The sequence below is a fragment of the Azospirillum sp. TSO22-1 genome, from assembly GCF_003116015.1.
Lineage (GTDB): Bacteria > Pseudomonadota > Alphaproteobacteria > Azospirillales > Azospirillaceae > Azospirillum.
The window spans coordinates 41,786-64,424 of record NZ_LGQZ01000080.1 but is presented as its reverse complement, the minus strand read 5'-3'; the positions used below and the strand labels follow the sequence as shown (position 1 = coordinate 64,424).

General features: G+C 69.6%; 24 protein-coding genes and 1 riboswitch. Of the genes, 10 read left to right on the top strand and 14 right to left on the bottom strand.

Translation table 11 applies throughout. The features are described 5' to 3' along the window. The 4 genes from TSO221_RS36505 to TSO221_RS21475 all read right to left on the bottom strand — a co-directional run. Positions 1–103, bottom strand: a 103-nt coding sequence (locus tag TSO221_RS36505; protein ID WP_146208865.1) for an FAD-dependent oxidoreductase, incomplete at its 3' end; no start/stop codon positions are given. A 110-nt stretch (positions 104–213) separates the two neighbouring features. Then, on the bottom strand, positions 214–417 hold the full coding sequence (locus TSO221_RS21485; protein ID WP_109120565.1) for a hypothetical protein: 204 nt from the start codon (positions 415–417) through the stop codon (positions 214–216). 51 nt (positions 418–468) lie between these two features. Then, entirely contained in the window at positions 469–756 is a 288-nt protein-coding gene (locus tag TSO221_RS21480) for a DUF1858 domain-containing protein (protein WP_199229560.1), read from the bottom strand. Between the two features lie 55 nt (positions 757–811). Beyond that, the gene (locus TSO221_RS21475; protein WP_109120564.1) at positions 812–1,537 is read right to left on the bottom strand and encodes a Crp/Fnr family transcriptional regulator; all 726 of its coding nucleotides are present in this window, start codon (positions 1,535–1,537) and stop codon (positions 812–814) included. 109 nt (positions 1,538–1,646) lie between these two features. Between TSO221_RS21475 and TSO221_RS21470 the strand changes: the two genes are divergently transcribed. Together TSO221_RS21470 and TSO221_RS21465 are read left to right on the top strand one after the other, a co-directional pair. Then, entirely contained in the window at positions 1,647–2,153 is a 507-nt protein-coding gene (locus tag TSO221_RS21470) for a DUF2249 domain-containing protein (RefSeq protein ID WP_109120563.1), read from the top strand. Between the two features lie 16 nt (positions 2,154–2,169). After that, on the top strand, positions 2,170–3,375 hold the full coding sequence (locus tag TSO221_RS21465) for an NnrS family protein (protein ID WP_109120562.1): 1,206 nt from the start codon (positions 2,170–2,172) through the stop codon (positions 3,373–3,375). Between the two features lie 201 nt (positions 3,376–3,576). On the opposite strand, the gene gabT is transcribed toward TSO221_RS21465, so the two are convergent. Continuing rightward, positions 3,577–4,863, bottom strand: a complete 1,287-nt coding sequence (gabT, locus tag TSO221_RS21460) for a 4-aminobutyrate--2-oxoglutarate transaminase (protein WP_109120561.1) — start codon at positions 4,861–4,863, stop codon at positions 3,577–3,579. A 136-nt stretch (positions 4,864–4,999) separates the two neighbouring features. Continuing rightward, positions 5,000–6,454 carry an NAD-dependent succinate-semialdehyde dehydrogenase gene (locus TSO221_RS21455; RefSeq protein ID WP_109120560.1) on the bottom strand — a complete coding sequence of 485 codons (1,455 nt, stop codon included), beginning with the start codon at positions 6,452–6,454 and terminating at the stop codon, positions 5,000–5,002. Positions 6,455–6,626: 172 nt separating this feature from the next. Between TSO221_RS21455 and TSO221_RS21450 the strand changes: the two genes are divergently transcribed. The 3 genes from TSO221_RS21450 to TSO221_RS21440 all read left to right on the top strand — a co-directional run bounded on the left by TSO221_RS21450 (position 6,627) and on the right by TSO221_RS21440 (position 8,088). Then, positions 6,627–7,190, top strand: coding sequence for a cupin domain-containing protein (locus TSO221_RS21450; RefSeq protein ID WP_109120559.1), 564 nt, complete (start codon positions 6,627–6,629; stop codon positions 7,188–7,190). 103 nt (positions 7,191–7,293) lie between these two features. Continuing rightward, positions 7,294–7,503, top strand: a complete 210-nt coding sequence (locus TSO221_RS21445) for a hypothetical protein (RefSeq protein WP_109120558.1) — start codon at positions 7,294–7,296, stop codon at positions 7,501–7,503. A gap of 228 nt (positions 7,504–7,731) precedes the next feature. After that, entirely contained in the window at positions 7,732–8,088 is a 357-nt protein-coding gene (locus tag TSO221_RS21440; protein ID WP_146208864.1) for a hypothetical protein, read from the top strand. Between the two features lies 1 nt (position 8,089). Here TSO221_RS21440 and TSO221_RS21435 read toward each other — a convergent pair whose 3' ends face one another. The 6 genes from TSO221_RS21435 to dctP form a co-directional block, all read right to left on the bottom strand. Beyond that, on the bottom strand, positions 8,090–8,719 hold the full coding sequence (locus TSO221_RS21435; RefSeq protein ID WP_109120556.1) for a glutathione S-transferase family protein: 630 nt from the start codon (positions 8,717–8,719) through the stop codon (positions 8,090–8,092). 14 nt (positions 8,720–8,733) lie between these two features. Then, on the bottom strand, positions 8,734–9,564 hold the full coding sequence (locus TSO221_RS21430; protein WP_199229559.1) for an ABC transporter permease: 831 nt from the start codon (positions 9,562–9,564) through the stop codon (positions 8,734–8,736). Next, entirely contained in the window at positions 9,561–10,811 is a 1,251-nt protein-coding gene (locus tag TSO221_RS21425) for an ABC transporter permease (RefSeq protein WP_109120555.1), read from the bottom strand. Before TSO221_RS21425 ends, TSO221_RS21430 begins: the two co-directional genes overlap by 4 nt. A gap of 170 nt (positions 10,812–10,981) precedes the next feature. Next, positions 10,982–12,022 carry an ABC transporter substrate-binding protein gene (locus tag TSO221_RS21420; RefSeq protein WP_199229558.1) on the bottom strand — a complete coding sequence of 347 codons (1,041 nt, stop codon included), beginning with the start codon at positions 12,020–12,022 and terminating at the stop codon, positions 10,982–10,984. Positions 12,023–12,066: 44 nt separating this feature from the next. Beyond that, complete coding sequence (locus TSO221_RS21415) at positions 12,067–13,167, bottom strand: ABC transporter ATP-binding protein (RefSeq protein WP_247878168.1); 1,101 nt, start codon at positions 13,165–13,167, stop codon at positions 12,067–12,069. Between the two features lie 295 nt (positions 13,168–13,462). After that, a complete protein-coding gene (gene dctP, locus TSO221_RS21410; RefSeq protein WP_109120553.1) occupies positions 13,463–14,557 on the bottom strand; it encodes a TRAP transporter substrate-binding protein DctP in 1,095 nt (364 codons plus the stop codon). Between the two features lie 149 nt (positions 14,558–14,706). After that, positions 14,707–14,784: riboswitch (SAM riboswitch) on the top strand. Between the two features lie 76 nt (positions 14,785–14,860). Here dctP and TSO221_RS21405 point away from each other — a divergent pair. The 5 genes from TSO221_RS21405 (at position 14,861) to TSO221_RS21385 (ending at position 18,989) form a co-directional block, all read left to right on the top strand. After that, positions 14,861–15,838, top strand: a complete 978-nt coding sequence (locus TSO221_RS21405; protein ID WP_109120552.1) for an aliphatic sulfonate ABC transporter substrate-binding protein — start codon at positions 14,861–14,863, stop codon at positions 15,836–15,838. A 114-nt stretch (positions 15,839–15,952) separates the two neighbouring features. Continuing rightward, positions 15,953–16,729 carry an ABC transporter permease gene (locus tag TSO221_RS21400; protein ID WP_247878167.1) on the top strand — a complete coding sequence of 259 codons (777 nt, stop codon included), beginning with the start codon at positions 15,953–15,955 and terminating at the stop codon, positions 16,727–16,729. Between the two features lies 1 nt (position 16,730). Next, positions 16,731–17,504 (top strand): ABC transporter ATP-binding protein, encoded by a 774-nt coding sequence (locus TSO221_RS21395; protein ID WP_109120551.1) that lies wholly within the window; start codon positions 16,731–16,733, stop codon positions 17,502–17,504. A 161-nt stretch (positions 17,505–17,665) separates the two neighbouring features. Next, positions 17,666–18,178: an OsmC family protein gene (locus TSO221_RS21390; protein WP_109120550.1), complete on the top strand. Its 513-nt coding sequence runs from the start codon at positions 17,666–17,668 to the stop codon at positions 18,176–18,178. Positions 18,179–18,290: 112 nt separating this feature from the next. After that, on the top strand, positions 18,291–18,989 hold the full coding sequence (locus TSO221_RS21385) for a phosphatase PAP2 family protein (protein ID WP_158284168.1): 699 nt from the start codon (positions 18,291–18,293) through the stop codon (positions 18,987–18,989). A 6-nt stretch (positions 18,990–18,995) separates the two neighbouring features. Here the strand turns inward: TSO221_RS21385 and TSO221_RS21380 are convergent, their stop codons facing one another. Further along, on the bottom strand, positions 18,996–20,669 hold the full coding sequence (locus TSO221_RS21380; protein WP_247878166.1) for a Na/Pi cotransporter family protein: 1,674 nt from the start codon (positions 20,667–20,669) through the stop codon (positions 18,996–18,998). 479 nt (positions 20,670–21,148) lie between these two features. Next, positions 21,149–22,096, bottom strand: a complete 948-nt coding sequence (locus TSO221_RS21375) for a replication protein RepA (RefSeq protein ID WP_109120548.1) — start codon at positions 22,094–22,096, stop codon at positions 21,149–21,151. Between the last annotated feature and the right edge of the window lie 543 nt (positions 22,097–22,639).

The window sequence follows — 22,639 nt, the reverse complement described above, 5'->3', positions numbered from 1 at the left end:
GCTCGCACAGGAAGACCGAGGCGCCCCGCCCCGCCGCGTCGCGCGCGATGCCGCAGCCGTTGATGCCGCCGCCGATGATGGCCAGGTCGTAGACGGGCGCCATGGACGCCGCTCCCGTTGGTTCGATTTCGCATGAATGTATGCGCGCGCCAAACGCGCTTCAATGCGACAAAAGCGAACCTTAAACGAAAATACGCAGCGCCACTTTCGAGGTCACACCCTTCCCTCCCCGCACGCCGCCACCGCGGCCTTCGCCAGCTCGGCCAGCTTGCCGTCCACCTCCTCCGGGCCGAAGCCCGGCAGGTCGGCCAGCAGGTCGCGCAGGCGCATGGCGATCATCTCGCCGGTGTGGTGCTTCTCGTACAGCCGCACATCGCCCAGCGCGTCGGCGACACGCTTCACCAAGTCCCGATCCATGCGCCCCTCCCAGTGGTCACGGGAACGGCAACAGGGCAGCGGGACGCTTCGTCACTCCGCGGGAACCACGCGGCGGTGCGGCAGCGGCGGCGGGAAGGGGCCGGCGGGGGCGTCGCCGTCGATGGCGCGCCGCAGCTCGGCCACCAGCTCGGCGGGCGGCACGCCGTAGCAGGCGGCGGCCTCGGCCACCGTCATGAAGGGGGCCATGGCGCAGCCGGGGCAGGCCATGCGCCGGTGCAGGAAGACGGCGAGCGTCTGCGGCCAGCGTGCCAGGACGTCGCCGATGGGCACCTCGGCGATCAGGTGCGTCGCGGCGGGATCGTGCGGATCGGTCATCATGGCGCGACCCTAATCCGCAGCGCAGGTGCGGTCTTTGCGCGGGCGCAAATTCGGCTCAGGCGGACTCGTCGTCGGGCGCCGGCATGTCCTCGGCGATGGCGACGAGGCGGTGCGGCTGGCGGATCATCACCTGCTGCCGGCTGCTCTCGACGAGGCCCTGCGCCTCCCAGGCGCTGAGGATGCGGCTGACGGTGTGCAGCGTGGTGCCGGTCATCTCCGCCACGTCCTGGCGGGTCAGCGGGAAGGAGATCTCCACCCCGCCCTCCACCCGCCGTCCGGCCTGCCGCACGAGGCGCAGCAGCGCATGCGCGACGCGGCGCTCGACACGCTCGGTGGAGACCTCGCGCAGGCGGTTCTGCACCTCCTGCAGCCGCGCGCCGACGATGCCCAGCGCGTTCAGCGCGATGCGCGGGTGGCGCTGCATCAGGTCGGTCATGGCGGCGTTCGTCCAGGTGACCTCGACGCAGTCGGCCATGGCGACGGCGTCCACCGGGAAGCTTACGCCGGAGAAGGTGGCGACGGTGCCGAAGGTCTCGCCGGGGCCGATGAAGCGCACCACCACCTGCTGCCCGTCGGCGCCGGTCTGCACCATCTTGATGCGGCCGTCGATCAGCGCGTGGCAGGTGTCGGCGGGGTCGCCCTGCTTGAAGGCGGTGGCGCCCTTCGCCACGCGGCGGGTCTGGGCGAAGCGGATCACCTCGGCGAGGTCGGCCGCCTCCAGCCCGGCGAACAGCCGCATGCCGTGCAGCACGGCGGGATCGGGGGCGCGAGGACCGGCCATGGGGGCTCCGGCGGTTGGCGGCGAGTTTGTGCTGGAACAAAGACGCCTCGATGGCGCCACGGTACCCCTGGGGGCATCCTTCCCGCAACCGAGAGCGCAGCGGCCCCCCATGCAGACCACCCTCCAGGCTGGCGAGACCATCATCGACGTCCAGTCCATCCCGCCCTACGAGCGCCACCCGCTGATCTTCCAGGCGGTGCAGCGGCTGAACGCCGGCCAGTCCTTCACGCTGGTCAACGACCACGACCCGCGCCCGCTGCACATGCAGTTGCAGATGCACTTCGGCGACGGTTTCGACTGGGAGTACCTGGAGCGCGGCCCCGAGGAGTGGCGCGTGCGCATCTCCAAGCCGGCCGGCGCCGCCGATGCGACGTCGCATAGCGTGCGCATCGAGCGCGGCGGCAGCGTCGTCGCCGCCCCGGCGGGCTCCGAGCCCGGCCCGACGCCGGACGGCGCGCTGATCGTCGAGGTCACCGACTGCCCGCCGGGCACCACCCGGGACGAGGTGCTGGACCTGATGCAGGGCGTGGTGCCGCCGCCGGGCATGTACCGCCTCGCCTTCGAGCGCCTGCTCGCCCGCCGCGGCGGTTCGTGCTGCGGCGGCATGTGCGGCTGAGTTCAGGAGAGTCCCCATGAGCACGAACGTCTTCGATGAGCAGCGGGTGAAGGCACCGCCGGTGCTGTTCTCCTACGGGTTCCGTCCCTTCTTCCTGCTGGCGGGCCTGTCCGCCGCGGCGCTGGTCCCGCTGTGGGTGTGCGTCGCCACCGGGGCGTTCGGCCTGGGCGGCAGCATTCCGCCGTCGGGCTGGCACGCGCACGAGATGCTCTACGGCTTCGCCGTCGCGGCCATCGCCGGCTTCCTGCTGACCGCGATCCCCAGCTGGACCGGGTCGGTGGCGGTCAAGGGCAAGCCGCTGATGGCGCTGGTGGCGCTGTACCTCGCCGGGCGCGTCGCCTCGCTGCCGGCGCTGGCCGATTCCGTGCCGGCGGCGCTGATCGACCTCGCCTTCCTGCCGGCGCTGGGGTCCCTGGTGGCAGCCCCCCTGATCAAGGCGGGCAAGGCGCGCAACACCGCCTTCCTGGCGCTGCTGGGGCTGCTCACGCTCGCCAACGCGCTGTTCCGGCTGGAGTGGCTGGGCGTCACCCAGGCGACCGCGCAGCTGGGCATCGCGCTGGCGATCGGCATCGTGCTGCAGATGGTCACGGTGATCGCCGGCCGCATCGTGCCGAGCTTCACGCAGAACGCGCTGCGCCAGAAGGAGCCGACGCTCGTCATCACCCCCCTGCCCCACCTGGAGCGCGCGGTGCTGGTGCTGACCGCGCTGCTGATCCCGGCCGACCTGCTGCTGCCGGGCAGCGTCGCCACCGGCGCGCTGGCGCTGGCCGCGGCCGTGGCGCACGGCGTGCGGGTGTCGCGCTGGAAGGGGCTGCACACGCTGTCGCAACCGGTGCTGTGGATCCTGCACGTCGGCTACGCCTGGATCCCGGTGGCGCTGGCGCTGAAGGGGCTGGAGTACGCCTTCGGGCTGCCGCTCGGCCGGGCGTGGCTGCACGCGCTGACCGCCGGCGCCTTCACCACGATGGTCCTGGCGGTGATGAGCCGCGCCGCGCTCGGCCACACCGGCCGCATGATCGTGGTGTCGCGCACCACGGTGGCGGCCTACGCCCTGGTGCTGCTGGGCGCCACGGCGCGCACGCTGCTGCCCATGCTGCCGGACGGCGCCTGGACGCCGGTGCTGCACTCCGCGGGGGCGCTGTGGACGCTGGGCTTCGCGCTGTTCCTGTGGGTCTACGTACCGGTCCTGACCGGCCCGCGCGCCGACGGCCGGCCGGGCTGACCAACCAGCGCGCTGCCAAAAAAAACGGGCCGCCGGATTGCCCTCCGGCGGCCCATCAGTCGTGCCTGACAAGGTCCTGAAGCGTGCCCGCGCGGACGCGAGCTGCCGTCGAGACACTGAACGATTAGCGCGGCCTTTGCATTAAGCTCTTTTGCGTATGACAAGGGGGCAAAATGTCGCGCGTCAGGAGGTCGCCCCTCGTCAGACGGCGACCAGTTCCTCCAGCGCCGTCTCGATGATGTCCAGGCCCTCGTCCACCAGCGCGTCGGACGCGGTGAGCGGCACCAGGATGCGGATGACGTTGCCGTAGGTGCCGCAGGACAGCAGCACGAGGCCCTTGTCCGCCGCCTTCATCACCAGCGCCTTGGTCAGCTCCGCCGCCGGCTCCTTGGTGGTGCGGTCCTTGACCAGCTCCATCGCCACCATGGCGCCCAGGCCGCGGATGTCGCCGATGACGTTCAGCGTGTTGCGCTTGGCCATCGCCTCGAAGCGGTCGGTGATGCGCTTGCCAAGCGTGACGGAGCGCTCGACCAGCTTCTCCTCCTCGATGACGTCGAGGACGGCGAGCGCCGCGGTGGTGGCCAGCGGGTTGCCGGCGTAGGTGCCGCCCAGGCCGCCGACCACCGGCGCGTCCATCATCTCGGCGCGGCCGGTCAGCGCCGACAGCGGGAAGCCGCCGGCCAGGCTCTTGGCCATGGTGATCAGGTCGGGGACGACGCCGGCGTGCTCGACCGCGAACATCTTGCCGGTGCGGGCGAAACCGGTCTGGATCTCGTCCACCACCAGCAGGATGCCGTGCTGGTCGCAGATGCGGCGCAGCTCGGCCAGCAGCTCCGGCGGCGCGACGTTGAAGCCGCCCTCGCCCTGCACCGGCTCGATGAAGATGGCGGCGACGCGGCTGGGCTCGACGTCCGTCTTGAACAGGGTGTCCAGCGCCTTGAGGCTCTCCTGCACCGAGATGCCGCGGTACGCGTTGGGGAACGGCACGTGGTAGACGTCGCTGGGGAACGGCCCGAAGCCGGTCTTGTACGGCGCCACCTTCCCGGTCAGCGCCATCGCCATCAGCGTGCGGCCGTGGAAGCCGCCGGCGAAGGCGATCACCGCCGGGCGGCCGGTGTAGGCGCGCGCCACCTTGACGGCGTTCTCCACCGCTTCGGCGCCGGTGGTGAAGAAGGCGGTCTTCTTGGCGTGGCTGCCCGGCGTCAGGGTGTTCAGCCGCTCGGCCAGCGCCACGAAGGACTCGTACGGCGTGACCATGGCGCAGGTGTGGGTGAAGCTGTCGAGCTGCTTCTTCACCGCCTCGACCACCTTCGGGTGGCGGTGGCCGGTGTTCAGCACGGCGATGCCGCCGGCGAAGTCGATGAAGCGGCGGCCCTCGACGTCCCACATCTCGGCGTTCTCGGCGCGCTCGACGTAGACCGGCAGCATCGCCGAGATGCCGCGCGGAACGGCGGCGTCGCGGCGGGCGTGAAGCGACTGGTTGCTCATTTCCCCTGAACCCCTCTTTGTTCGACTCCCGCGCCGTCTTCGGCCGTCATCCCCGCGAAGGCGGGGATCCAGCCGGTTCAGGCGCGTCGTCGGAAGCCATGGATCCCCGCTTTCGCGGGGATGACGAAAGAAACGATCACAGCCCCATGCACAGGTACTTGATCTCGAGGAAGTCCTCGATGCCGTACTTGGAGCCCTCGCGGCCGATGCCGCTTTCCTTGACGCCGCCGAACGGCGCCACCTCGTTGGAGATGATGCCCTCGTTGATGCCGACGATGCCGTACTCCAGCCCCTCGGCGACGCGCCAGACGCGACCGATGTCGCGGCTGTAGAAATAGGCGGCGAGGCCGAACTCGGTGTCGTTGGCCATGCGGATGGCGTCGGCCTCGGTCTCGAAGCGGAACAGCGGCGCCACCGGCCCGAAGATCTCCTCGCGGGCGACGCGCATCTCGGTGGTGATGCCGGTCAGCACGGTCGGCTCGAAGAACAGCTCGCCGGCCGCGTGGCGCTTGCCGCCGGTCAACACCTTGGCCCCCTTGGCCAGCGCGTCGCCCAGCAGCTCCTCGACCTTGGCCACGCCGGCGGCGTTGATCATCGGGCCCTGGGTGATGCCGGCCTCCAGGCCGTTGCCGACCTTGATGCCCTGCGCCGCCTTGGCGAGCTTCTCGGCGAAGGCGTCGTAGACGCTGCTCTGCACAAGAATACGATTCGCGCACACGCAGGTCTGGCCGGAGTTGCGGTACTTCGACGCCATGGCGCCGACCACCGCCGCGTCCAGGTCGGCGTCGTCGAAGACGATGAACGGCGCGTTGCCGCCCAGCTCCAGCGACACCTTCTTCACGGTGTCGGCCGACTGCCGCATCAGGATCTTGCCGACCTCGGTCGAGCCGGTGAAGGACAGCTTGCGCACCAGCGGCGACCCGGTCAGCTCGCCGCCGATGGCGACGGGGTCGGAGCCGGTGACGATGTTCACGATGCCCGCCGGGATGCCGGCGCGGTCCGCCAGCTCGGCCAGCGCCAGGGCGGACAGCGGCGTGTCCTCGGCCGGCTTGATCACGACAGGGCAGCCGGCGGCCAGCGCCGGGGCGACCTTGCGGGTGATCATGGCGTTGGGGAAGTTCCACGGCGTGATGGCGGCCACCACGCCGATCGGCTCCTTCAGCACGACGAGTCGCGTGCCGTGCTTGTGCGTCGGGATGACGTCGCCGTAGACCCGCTTGCCCTCCTCGGCGAACCACTCGATGAAGGAGGCGCCGTAGGCGACCTCGCCGCGCGCCTCGGTGAGCGGCTTGCCCTGCTCGGCGGTCATCAGGACGGCCAGGTCCTCCTGGTTCGCCATGATCAGCTCGAACCAGCGGCGCAGGATGACCGCGCGCTCCTTGGCGGTCTTGGAGCGCCACGCCGGCCAGGCGTCGGCGGCGGCGCGGATCGCGGCCCGCGTCTCCTCGGCGCCCAGGTCGGCCACCTGGGCCAGCTCGGCGCCGGTCGCCGGGTTGTACACGGGGAAGGTCTTGCGGGCGTGGCCGGCGGTCCAGGCGCCGTTGATGTAGGCCTGGGTGCGCAGCAGGGACGCGTCTTTCAGGGCGGGCATGGGGCGGACCGTGCGAATGGTTGGGGTGTCGGACGAAGCCTAACCGTGTTTAAGAAGTTAAACAACCCCACACAGCGTGTCGAGTTTCTGATGACAGTTTCTGGTGACGCGGTGCGGCGATTCGGCTATGTCCTAATATGGAGAGTTGTGGCTAAGCCGGGAGCCGGCCTTGATGGATTTCGACGTCGGCGCGCGCCTGAAGCAGGTGCGCGAGCTGAACGGACTGTCGCAGCGCCAGCTGGCGCAGCGGGCCGGGGTGACCAACGGCACCATTTCCCTGATCGAGCAGAACCGCTGCAGCCCGTCGATCTCCTCGATGCGCAAGGTGCTGCAGGGCATCCCAATGACGCTGGCGGAGTTCTTCTCCACCGACCTGCCGCCGCAGGAGCAGATCTTCTTCAAGAAGGAGGAGCTGATCGAGCTGTCGAGCATGCTGAGCGGCCGCATCGGCCAGGTGTCGTTCCGGCAGGTCGGCGACCTGCGCGGCCGGAACCTGCAGGTGCTGCATGAGCGCTATGCGCCGGGCGCCGACACCGGGCGCAGCATGCTCCAGCACGAGTCCGAGGAAGGGGGCATCGTGCTGCGCGGGCAGATCGAGCTGACCGTCGGTGAGCGCAAGGAAATCCTTGGTCCCGGCGACGCTTACCTGTTCGACAGCCGGATTCCGCACCGCTTCCGCAACCTCGGCGACGAGGAATGCGAGATCGTCAGCGCCTGCACGCCGCCCTATCTGTAATTGAGCACCGGCAATTGTTCATATGACTTACGGTTAGGGTCTTGTTAACAATGTCGGCGCAGGGTGCGCGCCACTGCAACAACCGCATGTGCAAGGCGCCGCAATGGCCAACGTCACCGTTATGCTGTCGGACAAGGGCTCGTACCGCGAGGTCGAGATGGAGACTCTGCCGCGCAACGTCCGCGCCGCGATCACCGACCTGACCGCCAAGTCGCCGCAGACCTCCGTCACCGTGGACCAGCTGGGCGCGCTCTACCGCATCCGCCTGCCCGCGCCGGCCAACGTCTGCCTGGACGTACTCTCCGTCGCCTGACGCGGATCGCACCGGCCGACACGCAATCGGGGCCACGCCGCACGGCGTGGCCTTTTTGCTGTGTGCGAACACCCCTCCCACAGCGCCTGAACCACCACACCCCGTCATCCCCGCCTTCGCGGGAATGACGAGAAAGGGGACGTGCGGGCTGGACGGAAAACCTCGCCCCCTCCCGTCCCGCTTGTGGCATGCTTGGGCGCAGCGGTGGCGACAGCGGCGGGCATCGACATGGACAGGGTTCTTCGGATCGGCGCGGTCGTGCTGGTGTGCGGCGCGCTCGCCGTGGCGGCGCCGGCCCGCGCGCAGGTCGAGGAGCCGATGAGCGACGCCGAGATGGCCAGCGTCGGGTGCGTGACGGCCGCCGCCGCCGCGGGCTTCGCCACGATCACCGCCGGCGGCGTCGCGCTGGCGGCGACCGGGGTGGGAGCGGCCAGCACCGCCGTCGCCGTCCCGGTCATCGTGGCGACCATGGCCGGCGCCTGCTCGATGGGCTCGCTGGCCGCGCCCGCCGTCGTCTGGGCGAAGCGGCACGGCCACACCGTCACCAGCAGCCTGCTGGCGCTCTGGCCCGGCGCAACGCGCTGAATCAGCCGCTTGGCGGCGCGAACGCCTGCTGGATCTCGCGGAACGGCTCCAGCGCCTCGCAGCGCGCGGAATGGCCGGCCAGGGCCGGCCAGCGCGCCACGTCGAACACGCCCGGGTGCGCCTCGCCCGTGAAGCGCAGCGCGCAGCCGACGGCGATGTCGGCGTGGCCGATGCTCCCGCCGAACCACCAGGGCGTGGACCGAGCCGCGCGGTCGGCCTCCAGCACGTCGAGGACGCCGGCGATCTGCGTGGCGCAGCGTTGCGTCCAGGTATCCGAAGTCTCGGTGTGCAGGGCGCGCTCGTAGAACAGGCTGACCGCCTTGTCGGCCAGCCCGGTGCCCAGCGCGCAGACCTTCAAGGCTCGGCGCCGCTCCGGCCCGCCGCGGGCGATCAGCGCCCTTTCCGGACCGACCAGCTCGTCCAGGTGGTCGAGGATCGCGCCGCTCTCGATCAGCGCCTCGCCGTCGTCGAGCACCAGCGTCGGCACCCGGCGCAGCGGGTTGTACCGCGCCACCCGCTCGGCGTCGGCGAAGGTCGACCAGGGGCGGTGCTCGAACGGCAGCCCGTACAGGCGCAGCGCCACGCCGACGCGGCGCACGAAGGGGGAATCGTACTGGCCGATCAGGATCACCGCGCGCCCTCCCCTCAGTGCACCGCCGCCTTCAGCTTCTCGCCGCGCCGCCGCAGCCACTCCAGGCAGGACAGCAGCGCCACCGAGAAGATGGTGAGGATCACCGCCGCGGCGGTGATGGTGGGCGAGATGTTCTCGCGGATGCCGGCGAACATCTCGCGCGGCAGCGTGCGCTGCTCCGGCCCGGCGAGGAACAGCACCGTCACCACCTCGTCGAACGAGGTCGCGAAGGCGAACAGCGCGCCCGACGCCACGCCCGGCAGGATCAGCGGCAGCACCACCTTGAAGAAGGTCAGCAACGGCGGCGCCCCCAGCGACGCGGCGGCGCGCGACAGGTTGGTGTCGAAGCTCTGCAGCGTCGCGCTGACGGTGATGACGACGAAGGGGGTGGCCAGCGCCGTGTGCGCCAGGATCAGGCCGGCGTAGTTGCCGGTCAGCCCCAGGGGTGCAAAGAAGAAGTAGACGCCGACCGCGGTGATCACCACCGGCACCACCATCGGCGACAGCACGATGGCCATCACCAGCGACTTCAACCGGCTCTTCCACGACGCCAGCCCGAGCGCCGCCAGCGTGCCGAGGATCATCGACAGCACGGTGGAGGCGATGCCGATGATGAAGCTGTTCTTCACCGACAGCATCCACTTGTCGGAGGTGAACAGGTCCTGGTACCAGCGCATCGACACGCCGGGCAGCGGGTAGGTCAGGTAGGTGGACGAGCTGAAGGACAGCGGCACGATGGCGATGATCGGCGCCATCAGGAAGACGAACACCAGCGTCGCAGCGACGATGGTTCCGGTCCAGCCCAGCCGTTGGCTGAGCGTGCGGGGGGCGTGGTTGTCGCTCAATTCTTGACCCCTCCGGTGGTCGCGGTGCCGTGCACCAGCTTTCCGTAGACGACGGCCAGCACCAGCGTGGCGGACAGCAGCACCGCGCCCAGCGCCGACGCCAGGCCCCAGTTGACCGTCTCGGTGGTATAGAAGGCGATGAAGTAGCTGATCATCTGGTCGCCGGCCCCGCCGACCAGCGCCGGCGTGATGTAGTAGCCGATGGCCAGGATGAAGACGAGCAACCCGCCCGCGCCGATGCCCGGCAGCGTCTGCGGCAGGTAGATCCGCACGAAGGCGACGGCCGGCGGCGCGCCCAGGCTGGCCGCGGCGCGCATGTAGGCCGGCGAGATCGCCTTCATCACGCTGTACAGCGGCAGGATCATGAAGGGCAGCAGCACGTGCGTCATGGCGATGAAGACGCCGGTGCGGTTGAAGATCAGCCGGACGGGATGGTCGAGGATGCCCAGCCAGCGCAGCCCGTCGTTGATCAGCCCCTGGTCCTGCAGCAGCACGATCCAGGCGCAGGTGCGCACCAGCAGCGACGTCCAGAACGGCAGCAGCACGAAGATCATCAGCATGTTCGACTGCTTCGGCGGCAGCGAGGCCAGCAGGTAGGCGACCGGAAAGCCCAGGATCAGGCAGGTCAGCGTCACGCCCAGGCCGATGCCGAAGGTGCGCAGGAAGATGCCCTGGTAGATCGATTGCTCCTCCGGCGCCGAGACGATGGAGCCGTCGAGGTTGCGCTGCATGTCGAGCGCCGCCAGCAGGTAATAGTCGGTGACCGGCCCGCCGGCGCCCTTGATGGCCGACCAGGTGGCGCGCTCACCCCAGGCCGGGTCGATGCCGGTCAGGGCGGCCTTCGCCTCGCCGGCGGCCGGCTGCTCCTTGAGCGCGCGGCCGGTCTTGGTCAGCAGCGTGCGGTAGCCGTTGACCACGTAGTTCAGCCGCTTGGCCGCCACCGCCAGCGTGCGGTCGGCGGTGGCGCGGCGGATGTCGGAGGCGAGCGCCGCGTAGGCCGCCTCGCTTGGCAGGTCCTTGCCGTCCCAGGCCTTCAGCGCGACGACGGTCTGCGGCAGGGCCTTGCCGACCTCCCAGTCATCGACGCTGCGCCACAGCATGCCGCCGATGGGCACCAGGAAGGTGAACAGCAGGAAGGCGAGCAGCGGCACCACGAGGCCCAGCGCCTTCAGCTGCCGCGTCCGCTCGGCCCGGCGAAGCCGGCGCTTCAGCGGGATTTCCGCCCCGGTGGCGACGAATGCGGCCATAAAGAAATCTCCCTCGCCTAAAACCCCTCTCCCGTCCCGGGAGAGGGAGGGGCCCGCCCGTAGGGCGGGAGGGTGAGGGTAACTGCAAGGATCCTTGGCCTTACCCTCACCCGGCCGCTGCGCGGCCACCCTCTCCCGGGACGGGAGAGGGTCTCACTCCGCTTCGCGCGTTACTTCGCCGCCCACTTGTTGAAGCGCTCGGTCAGGCGGTCGATGTTCTCCAGCCAGAAGCTGGTGTTGATCTCGATCGCGTTGGCGAGGTTCTGCGGCGCGGTCGGCAGGTCGGTCAGCAGCGCCTTGTCCACCTTGGCGGCGGCGCCCTTGTTGGACGTGCCGTAGGCGATGTGCTGCGGCAGCTTGGCCTGGTTCTCGGCCTTGCCGACGAAGTCGAGGAACTTGTAGGCAGCCTCCTGGTTCGGGCTGCCCTTCAGGATCACCCAGCTGTCGATGGTGTAGAGGGCACCATTCCACACCATGCCGAAGTTCTTCTTCTCCGCCTTGTTGGCGGCGTCGATGCGGCCGTTGTAGACCGAGGTCATCGCCACCTCGCCGGACGCCAGCAGCTGCGGCGGCTGCGCGCCGGCCTTCCACCACACCAGGTCGTTCTTGATGGTGTCGAGCTTCTTGAAGGCGCGCTCGACGCCCTGGTCGGTGCCGAGCACCTTGTAGACGTCCTTCGGGGCCACGCCGTCGGCCATCAGCGCGATCTCCAGCGTGGTCTTCGGGCCCTGGCGCAGGCCGCGCTTGCCCGGGTACTTCTTGGTGTCGAAGAAGTCGGCCCAGCTCTTCGGCGCGTCCTTCAGCTTGTCCTTGTCGTAGCCGAGCACGAAGTCATAGACGATCGCGCCGACGCCGCAGGGGTTGACCGTCTCCGGCAGGTACGCCTGCTCGCCGCCGATCTTGGCGTACTGGAGCTGCTCGAACAGGCCTTCCTCGCAGCCCAGCGCCAGCTCCTCGCTCTCCACCTGCACGACGTCCCAGGTGACGTTGCCGCCCTGGACCTTGGCGCGCAGCACGCCGATGCCGCCGTCCCACGACTCGTCGTTCATCGGCAGGCCGGCGGCCTTCTTGAACGGCTCGAAATAGACCTTCTTCTGCGCCTCCTGATAGGCGCCGCCCCAGGACACGACGTTCAGGTCGCGGGCGCTGGCCGCCGAGGCCAGCGCGATGCCCGCAGTGAGCGTGGCGACAAAGCCGAAAGACTTCCACATGCGCATCTTCCCTGTTCCTCTTCTGATGATTGGTCGGGGGTGGTTCACGCTGGGTCGAGGGCGCGGGCGTCCTCGGGGCGGAAGGCGATGGTGACCGGCAGGCCGGGGGTCAGCCCGGCGTGGTTGCCGCCGCTGAGCTTCACCATGAATTCCTCGTTGTCGGCGACCGTCAGCACGGTCAGCGCGTGGTCGCCGAGATAGATCGTGTGCTGCACGGTGGCCGGCAGGTGGTTGGGGTGGCCGGCGTCCTCGTTGCCCTTGAGGATGTGCACGCGCTCCGGCCGGATCGAGACGGAGGTGCGCTCGCCCGCCTGCCCGACGCCCACCGCGCTCGCCACCACCTGCTCGCCGGTGGCGAGGCGGACGCTGGCGAGGCCCTGTTCGATATTCTCGACGGTGCCGTGCAGCATGTTGTTCTCGCCGATGAAATTGGCGACGAAGCTGTTCACCGGGCGCTCGTACAGCGCGTCGGGCTTGTCGATCTGCTGGATGATGCCATCGTTGAACACCGCGATGCGGTCGGACATGGTCAGCGCCTCGCTCTGGTCGTGCGTGACGTAGACCACGGTGATCCCGGTCGATTCGTGGATCTGCTTGATCTCCAGCTGCATGTGCTCGCGCAGCCGCTTGTCGAGGGCACCCAGCGGCTCGTCCATCAGCACCAGCTGCGGGCTGAACACCAGCGCGCGCGCCAGCGCCACGCGCTGCTGCTGGCCGCCGGACAGCTGGCCGGGCCGGCGCTTCGCCAGGCTCTCCAGCTTGATCATCGACAGCGCCCTGGACACCCGCGCCTTCTGCTCGTCCTTCGGCATCTTGCGCACCGAGAGCGGGAAGGCGAGGTTCTCCTCCACCGTCATGTGCGGGAACAGCGCGTAGTTCTGGAACACCATGCCGATGTCGCGCTGGTGCGGCGGCACGTTCTTGATCGGGCGGCCGTCCAGCACGATCTCGCCGTGCGTCGGCACCTCGAACCCGGCCAGCATCATCAGCGTCGTCGTCTTGCCGGAGCCCGACGGGCCCAGCAGCGTCACGAACTCGCCCCGCTTGATGTCGAGGTCGAGGCTCTTCACCACGAGGTGCTCACCGTCGTAGGTCTTCTGCACCCCGGTGAAGCGGACCAGCGTGTCCTTCTTCGTGTCGACCATGCCGCCGTCCATCGGTTCCTGTCCTCCCCTGGTCCCCCCAACCGCCGGCTGGCGCCGTGGGGTCTCGAACCTGGGCTGGACCGTACCACGTGTTTAAGAAATTAGACAAGCCGTTGCGCACACCATCATATCTATGACCGGATTGCTGCACCGGTGTGCAGAAAACCCGGTGGTGACCACCGCGTGGGCGGCCCTTTGCCCAATCGGCGGTCCGTCAGCCCCGCCGACCATCGGACCACCGCCGCTTTCCCCGCGCGCCGCGCGCCCGACTCGGGGGAGCTCGGGGGCAGCCGGATCACTCCCTGCGCCGCGCCGCCGCGCCGTAGACGAAGCTCTCGAAGCTGCTCTCGGCGACGCGGAACCACAGGTACTCCTCGTCGCGGAACGACGACCAGGCGTCGTAGACACGCTTGAAGCGCGGGTTCCCGGCGGCGATGTCGTCGTACAGCGCGAAGGCGGCCTCGTAGCAGGCCTCCATCACCTCGCGCGGGAAGGGCTTCAGCACCGCGCCCGCCGCCACCAGCCGGCGCAGCGCCGCGGCGTTCAGCGCGTCGTACTTGGCCAGCATCCAGCTCTGCGCCTCGGCGCACGCCTGCTCCAGCGCCGACTGGAACGGCCGCGGCAGCGCCGCCCAGGCGTCGAGGTTGACGAACAGCGCGATCTGCGCCCCGCCCTCCCACCAGCCGGGGTAATAGTAGTATTTCGCCACGTGGTGCAGGCCGAGCCGCTCGTCGTCGTAGGGCCCGACGAACTCCGCCGCGTCGATGGCACCGAGTTCCAGCGCCGGCCGGATGTCGGCGCCGCCCATCGGCACCGGCTGCACGCCCAGCGTCGCGAGGATCCGCCCGGCCAGGCCGCCGATGCGCATGCGGATGCCCTTGAGGTCCTCGACGGTGCGGATCTCCTTGCGGAACCAGCCGCCCATCTGCGCGCCGGTGCTGCCGGCCGGCAGCATGGTGACGTCGTAGCCGCGGTAGAAGTCGCGCATCAGCTCCAGCCCGCCGCCGTACGTCATCCACGCCATCTGCTGGCGCGTGTTCAGCCCGAACGGCATGCCGGTGTCGAAGCAGAAGGTCGGGTCCTTGTCGATGTAGAAGTAGGCGGCCGACTGCCCGCAGGGCACGGCGCCATGCCGCACGGCATCCAGCACCTGGAGCGCCGGCACGACGGCGTTCGGCGGAGACGGCTGGATGCGGAAGCGGCCTTCGGTCACCTCGGCGACGCGCGCGGCGATCCTCTCGACGGCGCCGTACACGGTGTCGAGGCTGCGGGGGTAGCTGGAGGCGAGCTGCCATTCGACCTCGGGCAGCCCTTGGGCGATGGCCGGCGCCGCGAGCGCCGCCGCGCCCAGCCCGGTTCCGGCCGCCGTCAGGAAGCTGCGCCTTCTCATGCCCCCCTCCCCGCCGTGTTCCCGCGGTTTCGAACCATTAAGCGGCCGGCCGGAGGGGGCGCGCAAGGCGAATTTTGCGCACCATTATATTTCACTATAATTATATGTTTAACAGTTCTTATTGACAAAATATCGTGCGCCCAACTACAAGGGAATCACGCGCCGATTTGAGCCAACAGCTTGCGGGCGCGCTACAAATGCAGCTAAAGCGCGTGGGTCACCCGCCCCGGTCGCCAAAGGCTGCGGCGGGTAAATTTTTGCCCGCCTCCAGAAACGCCAGAAACGAATGAATGGAGGTCGCACGTGCTTCAGTCCCTGTCCCGCCGCCTCGTGATCGCCGCCGGCCTCGCCGCGGCGCTGCTCCCGGCCGCCGCCCGCGCCGCCGACAAGGTCACCGAGATCCGGCTCGACTACGCCTACTACAACCCGGTCAGCCTGGTGCTGAAGGAGAAGGGCCTCCTGGAGGAGGAGCTGAAGAAGGACGGCATTTCCGTCCGCTGGGTGCTCAGCCTCGGCTCCAACAAGGCGCTGGAGTTCCTCAACGCCGGCAGCCTGGACTTCGGCTCGACCGCGGGTGCTGCGGCGCTGATCGCGAAGATCAACGGCAACCCGATCAAGTCGGTCTACGTCTACTCGAAGCCGGAGTGGACGGCGCTGGTCACCGGAGCGAACACCGGCATCGCCAAGGTCGCCGACCTCAAGGGCAAGCGCGTCGCCGTCACCCGCGGCACCGACCCGCACATCTTCCTGGTGCGCACCCTGGCCGAGCACGGGCTGACCGACAAGGACGTGAAGCTGGTGCTGCTGCAGCACCAGGACGGCCGGCTGGCGCTGGAGAAGGGCGACGTCGACGCCTGGGCCGGCCTCGACCCGCTGATGGCGCAGGCCGAGATCGACAACGGCGCCAAGCTGTTCTTCCGCAACGCCAACGCCAACACCTGGGGCGTGCTGAACGTCCGCGAGGAGTTCGCCAAGGCCAACCCGGAGCTGGTCGGCCGCGTGCTGCGCGCCTACGAGAAGGCGCGGGCCATCGCGCTGAAGGACGCGGGCGCGCTGAAGGCGACCATCGCCGCGGCCGCCAAGCTGTCCGAGCCGGTCGCGGCGCGGCAGCTGGAGCGCACCGACCTCACCCACTCCGCCATCGGCGAGCCGCAAGCCAAGACCATCCTGGAGGCGGGCCTCGCCTTGCAGCAGGCCGGCGTGCTGGGCGCGGAGGTGGACGTCAAGGGCGCGGTCGCCGCGCTGATCGACCCGTCCTTCGCCAAGGCGCTGACGCAGTAAGGGGTGTGGGACGTGACGTTGATCTCTGACGCGTCTCACCCCTTGCCCCCCTCCCAACCTCCCCCCGCTGGGCGGGGGGAGGAGGTAAGGCCCTCCCCCGCCCAGCGGGGGAGGGTGGGGTGGGGGTCCGCGTCGAACACCGCCCTCGGCCTCCTCGTCCCCCTCGTCCTGGCGCTCGGCTGGGAGCTGGCGGTCGCCCAGGGCTGGGGCAACGGCCGCCTGCTGCCGCCGCCGAGCCGCATCCTCGCCACCCTGTGGACCCTCGCCAAGTCCGGCGAGCTGACCACCCACGTGCTCGCCACGCTGGGCCGCGTCGCGCTGGGCTTCCTGTTCGGCGTGCTGGCGGGGACGATCCTCGGCGCGCTGACCGGCTACCTGACCTGGGCGCGCCGGCTGCTCGACCCGATGCTGCAGGCGCTGCGCTCGATCCCCTCCATCGCCTGGGTGCCGCTGTTCATCCTGTGGTTCGGCATCTTCGAGACGTCGAAGGTGATCCTGATCGCGGTGGGCGTCTTCTTCCCGATCTACCTCGCGCTGTCCGGCGCCATCCTCGGCGTCGACCGCAAGCTGGTGGAGGTCGGGCGCATCTTCCGCCTGTCCGGGGTCGAGCTGGTCTGGCGCGTGCTGCTGCCCGCCACGCTGCCGAGCTACGTGCTGGCGCTGCGCGCCGGCCTCGGCCTCGGCTGGATGTTCGTGGTCGCCGCCGAGTTCATGGGCGCCAGCGAGGGCCTGGGCTTCCTGCTCACCGACGGGCAGATGACCGGGCAGCCGCAGACCATCCTCGCCTCCATCGTCGCCTTCGCGGTGCTCGGCAAGCTGACCGACGGGCTGCTGGCGTCGCTGTCCCGCCCGCTGCTGCGCTGGCAGGATTCCTTCAAGCCGGGGGCCTGAGATGCTGCGCATCGACAATTTGAGCAAACGCTATCCCAACGGCACGCTGGCGCTCGACGGCATCGACCTGGAGGTGGCGCCGGGCGAGATCGTCGGCGTGGTCGGCGGCTCCGGCTGCGGCAAGAGCACCCTGCTGCGCCTGATCGCCGGACTGGAGGATCCCTCGGCCGGCGGCGTGTCCCTCAACGGCACGCCGGTGACGGCGCCGCGCGAGGAGATCGGCTTCGTCTTCCAGGAGCCGCGGCTGATGCCCTGGCTCTCGATCCGCGCCAACGCCGCCTTCGGCATCCGCCACCTTCCCAAGGCGGAACAACAGGCCCGCGCGCAAGAGGCGCTGGCCCGCGTCGGCCTCGCCGACTTCGCGAACGCCTGGCCGCGCGAGCTGTCCGGCGGCATGGCGCAGCGCGCGGCGCTGGCGCGCGCCCTGGTCGGCCGCCCCTCCGTGCTGCTGCTGGACGAGCCGTTCTCGGCGCTCGACGCGCTGACCCGCTACGATCTGCAGGAGCACCTGCTGGAGCTGTGGTCCTACGACCGCCCGACCATGGTGCTGGTGACGCACGACATCGAGGAGGCGCTGATGCTCTCCGACCGCGTCGTCGTCATGCAGCCGCGGCCGGGGCGGGTGCTGACCGTCGCCACCCCGCCGCTGCCCCGCCCGCGCGAGCGCACCGACCCGCTGTTCGAGGACTGGAAGCACCGCCTGCTCGCCGAGCTGAGCCGCGCCTTCCGCCACCGGCCGCAGGGCGAGGAGGCCTTCCCGGCGGCGGCGATCTGATATCCAAGTCGGTCGATGCTCGTCATCGACCGACTTGGATAAAAACCCGGCAGCTCAATGCAACGCATTGAGCGAAAGGGTCATGCGGCCTGCCGCATGAGGGATGCGACGTCGCATAGACGCCGCTACAGTACGCCGGTCAAAAACACCGAGGAAACGCCATGGACGCCGATTCCCTGCGCGCGCTGCAGGCGCCGCTCAAGGACAAGTACAAGCAGGACCCGAACGCCGCCGTCGTCACCCTGAAGGCCAACGGCGACCTGTCGGGCGACGGCATCGCCTGCAAGGTCGACACCGGCCGCGCCCTGGTCGAGGCCGGCCTGCACCCCGCCACCGGCGGCCCGGGCACGCAGGCGTGCTCCGGCGACATGCTGCTGGAGGCACTCGTCGCCTGCGCCGGCGTGACGCTGAAGGCGGTGGCCACCGCGCTCGCCTTCAACCTGCGCGGCGGCAGCGTCTCGGCCGAGGGCGACCTGGACTTCCGCGGCACGCTGGGCGTGGCCAAGGACGCGCCGGTCGGCTTCCGCGAGATCCGCCTGCGCTTCGACCTCGACACCGACGAGCCGCAGGAGCGCATCGACGCCCTGACCAAGCTGACCGAGCGCTACTGCGTCGTCTACCAGACGCTGGCCAACCCGCCGCCGCTGGCGCTCAAGATTACGAACGCAGGCTAAGCATTTCGGGGGATGGCGCGCCGCCGGGCGGAGTAACGCCCATCCCCCGCCCGTCCTTCCGCGCTCCGCTTCTGTTGCAAGGCCGTGACACCGGCGGTTGAGCGGGGGAGCCGTGGCCTTCGACCTGACGATCATCCACTTCCTGAACGGGTTCGCGGGCGCCAGCCCGACCGTCGACCGCGCCATCTACGTGGTGGCCTCCAGCCACCTGCTGAAGGGCGGCGTGCTGCTGGCGCTGCTGTGGTGGTGCTGGGCGCGGCGCACCGGCCAGCCGCTGGGATCCGACCTCTACGCCGTGCGCACGCTGGCCGGCGCGCTGATCGCCATCGCCGTCGGCCGGCTGATGCAGAACGAGCTGCCGATGCGCCTGCGCCCGGCGCATGACCCGGCGGTCGACATGCACGTCCCGCCCTACGTGAAGATCGAGACGCTGGACGGCTGGAGTTCCTTCCCCAGCGACCACGCCGTGCTGTTCTTCGCGCTGGCCACCGCCGTGTGGTGGGGCAGCCGGAGGCTGGGCCTGCTGGCCTATCTGTGGACGCTGGTGGTGATCTGCCTGCCGCGGGTCTACCTCGGCCTGCACTTCCCCACCGACATCCTGGCCGGCGCGGTGGTGGGTGCGCTGGTCATGGTCGCGATGCTGCGGGTGCCGCTGCCGGCGTTCCTGCCCGCCTGGATGGGCCGGCTGCAGGCGGCGCGGCCGGGGCTGGTCTACTCCGCCACCTTCCTGGTGACGCTGCAGATGGCGACGCTGTTCGAGGACTCGCGCCGCCTGCTCAGCGGCGTGGCGCAGGTGCTGCTGGGGAAGTGAGCCCCCTCACGCGTCCTTCTCCACAGCCACCAGCCCGCCCTCCTTCAGCCGGGTGTCGCTCAGCTCGCCGGCACGCTTGAGGATCGGGTAGGCCACCGAGGCGGCGTGCGCGTTGACGCGCTTCAGATCGCGCAGCAGGTCGAGCGTCAATGCGCTGGTCTCGATGCTGGCGGTCCGTCCCTGGCGCACGCGGGTCAGGTGGGCCTCGGCCGAGGCGCGTTCCTGCACGCGGATGGCGTCCTTCTCGGCGATGAGCTGGCGGGCCAGCCGCAGATCCTCCGACAGGAAGATGCCCAGCGCGGTGCGCAGGTTGCCCAGCGTGCGCCGGTGCAGCGCCTCGATGGCCTGGAAGTCCTCCGGCGGGAAGCGCAGGCCGAGGCGCGTCTTCTTCGCCGCCATATCGACCAGGCTCTTGTCGACGATGTCGCCGATGTGCTCGAGGTTGATGGCGAAGGCCATGATCTCGCCGACGCGCCGGCTGTCCTCCTCTTCCAACTGCCCGCCGCCGACCTTGATGAGGTACAGCTTGATCGCGGTGTGCAGCGCATCGACCGCGTCGTCGGTGCGGCTGACCTCGGCGATCAGGCGCTCATCGTCGTGGCGTAGCACGTCCAGCGTCCGCCGCAGCATCCCCTCCACAAGATCCCCCAGGCGCAGCGTCTCGCGCACCGCGCAGGCGATCGCCACGGTCGGCGCCTCCAGCACGGATTCGTCCAGGTGCCGCGGCCGGCCGGGGTCCTCGGGGTCGGCGCGGTCGGGCAGCATCCGCCCGGTCAGCCGCGCCACCAGCCCGACCAACGGAATGAACAGCGCCGCCAGCGCCCCGTTGAAGCCGGCGTGCAGCAACACCGTCGCGTGGGCGGTCGCCGTGCCCGGCAGCAGCTCCACGAAGGGCAACGCCGCCAGTGCTCCGCCGGCCCGCATCAGCAGGTTGCCGAGCGGCACCCGCCGCCCCGCCGGCACGTCGCGCGCCGTGGCCAGCAGCGGCGGCGCGGCTCCGCCCAGGTTGGCGCCGAGCACCAGCGCCGCCGTGCCCGCCATGTCCAGCAGCCCGCCTCCCGCCAGCGAGGCGATCAGCAGCACCACCGCGAGGCTGGAGTGCAGCAGCGCCGTCAGCCCGGCCGCCACCAGCAGCGCCAGCGCCGGTTCCCCGGTCAGCGCGCCGAGCACGGCGTGGATCAGCCCGGACTCGCGCACCGGCACCGTGGCCTCGCCCAGCAGGCGCAGGGCCAGCAGCATCAGCCCCAGCCCGACCAGCGTCCGCCCGACGGCGCGGCGTTGCCGGCTGCCCTCCCCCACCGCGAACAGGGCCGAGCCCAGCAGCAGCAGCGCCGGCGCCAGCCAGCGCACGTCCAGCGACAACAGCCCGGCCACCACGCTGGTGCCGACATCGGCGCCCAGCATGACCGCCAGCGCCATGGCGGTGGTCATCAGCCCCTGCCCGCTCATGGCCGAGGCCATCAGGGCAGTCGCCGTGCTGCTCTGCAGGCCCAGTGTCACGCCGAAGCCGGCCAGGAAGGCGACGGCGCGGTTGCGCGTTCCCTGCCCCACCCAGCGCCGCAGCGAGGCGCCGCATGCGCGGAACACGCCGGTGCGCACCAGCCGCAGCCCCCACAGCAGCAGGGCCACGGCTCCCAGGATGTCGATGAGGACGAGCGTCGGAGAGTGCGTGGTCATCATTCTGTAACAATGGTCCCGGCACCCGGATCTCCCAAGCCCGTATGAGGCTGGAGCGCGTATTCTTGTAGCGGGCGTCTGAGGGGCGGGACCCCCGGCGCGTAATCTTGTGGAAGCCGAGTCGCCGAACGCTCCGCGGCGGTGGACTCCGGCCCTTGGGTTTCCTTGGTTTGCGGGACCCAAGATGTTGGAGGCGGGCCCCGGTCGGCTCGTTCCTGGCCGATTCGTAGTCTTGTGGCAGTGCGTACTCTTGTGGAACGGCGGAGCCCCGTCATCCGCCGCCCGGCGGGCGCGTACTCTTGTGGAACTCCTTGATTGCGACTCGCTTTTTCGCACTTTCCACCAGACAGCGCACCGCCCGCCTGACCCCGGAAACGACAACGGCGGCCTGGGAGGGTGTCCCGAGGCCGCCGTGCGTATTTTTGTGGAAGATGCTGATTTTAAAGTATTTTTTCCCCGCGTAATCTGGTGGCAGCCGGCCTCTACATGCCGATCAGCGCCGCCTGACGGCGGTCCGAGGCCACCGCCGGCAGCGACGGGTGCAGCGTCAGGCCTTCGCGGCCGATCTCCACCTTGGCTTCCGGATAGACGTTCAGCGCCACGCGCAGCGTCTCGGGGAAGCGGGTCTTGAAGTGCCGCAGCTCGTCGTAGCCGGCGCCGAACTGCGCGTACAGCGACTGCCAGGAGATCCGTGTCGCCTCGCTCAGCGAATGCAGGCGGTAGGCCAGCCAGATGTAGACGTCGATGGCCATGGACTTGCTGGAGATCTCGCGAATCGCCGACTCCAGGACCGGCACCGGATGCTCGCGCAGCGACTTGAAGAAGCTTTCGGAGAGCAGCACGCGCTCTTCCCACAGCGAGCCCTGGCGGTCGTCGTCGGCGGTGAAGGTCAGGCCGCCCACGACGATGGAATCCTTGGCGAACTTGCTGCCGCGCCCCTTGGTCTCCAGGTCGTCCCAGAAGAAGGTCAGGTGGCAGGCGGACAGCCGGTTGCACTGTTCCTTGACGTCCCGGTACGATTGCCCGCCGGTCGAGACGTTCATGCGGCTCATCCAGTCGCGCATGGAGGCGCCCAGCTCCACCTCGCGGCTGCTGGACTGCAACGCCTTGGTCTGCAGATACAGGAGGATCAGCCGCGCCCGTGAGCCATAGGGCACGCCGTACATCTTCTCCTTGCCGCCGAGCAGCAGGACGCCCGGCTGCACCACCAGCGTCACCCGGTGGCCGTCACGCCGCCAGGTCTGGTCGTCGGCCAGGCGTTTGTGCGGCAGTGCGGTCAGGCAGAAGCCGCTGTAGGTGATGCCCATCGCGCGCGATTCGTCGGCGAGCACCGACGCGGCGGCATCCACGAGGGGACGCTGCTCGCGGGGTACGAGTTCGCGGGCACGGTCCTTGCCGTGCTGGATGATGAGCTGGTGGATTTCGGCCATAGGACTCTCCTGACCGTTACGGAGGCTGAACGATCGAGCAACAATCTGGGTCTGTTGACGGATCCCGTCAACACGTATTCTTGTGGAGGGGTCTAGTTGGTATTAGTTGATTCTAACTATTTGTATGTGCCACCAGACTACGCAGGAAAACCCGATTCGCGGCCACCAGAATACGCGGATTCCGCACGAGATTACGTGGGATAAATCGGCCCGGCTGTGGATGAGAAGTCCTGAAGAGGCGCGAATCGGACCGACTCCGGGGGCTGGTCGACAGCTTATCCGAATCGCCGCGATGACACCAGACGGGGGCACGACCACTCCCGGAGTCGGTGATCGATTCGAGGACGCAATGAGTCCGGCGGGGCACTCCGGGCGACTCGGAGGGCGGTGCGAGTAGAATACGTATGTTGGCATTACCATTATGTGGTGGGAGCGGACGGTCGGGAACACCACGATCTCGCGGTTTCATGCGACGTCGCATATCGCTGCGGGGCCGTCAACGCGCTGTTGACATGCGCTGTCAACAGAGGCACCGTCGCGCCG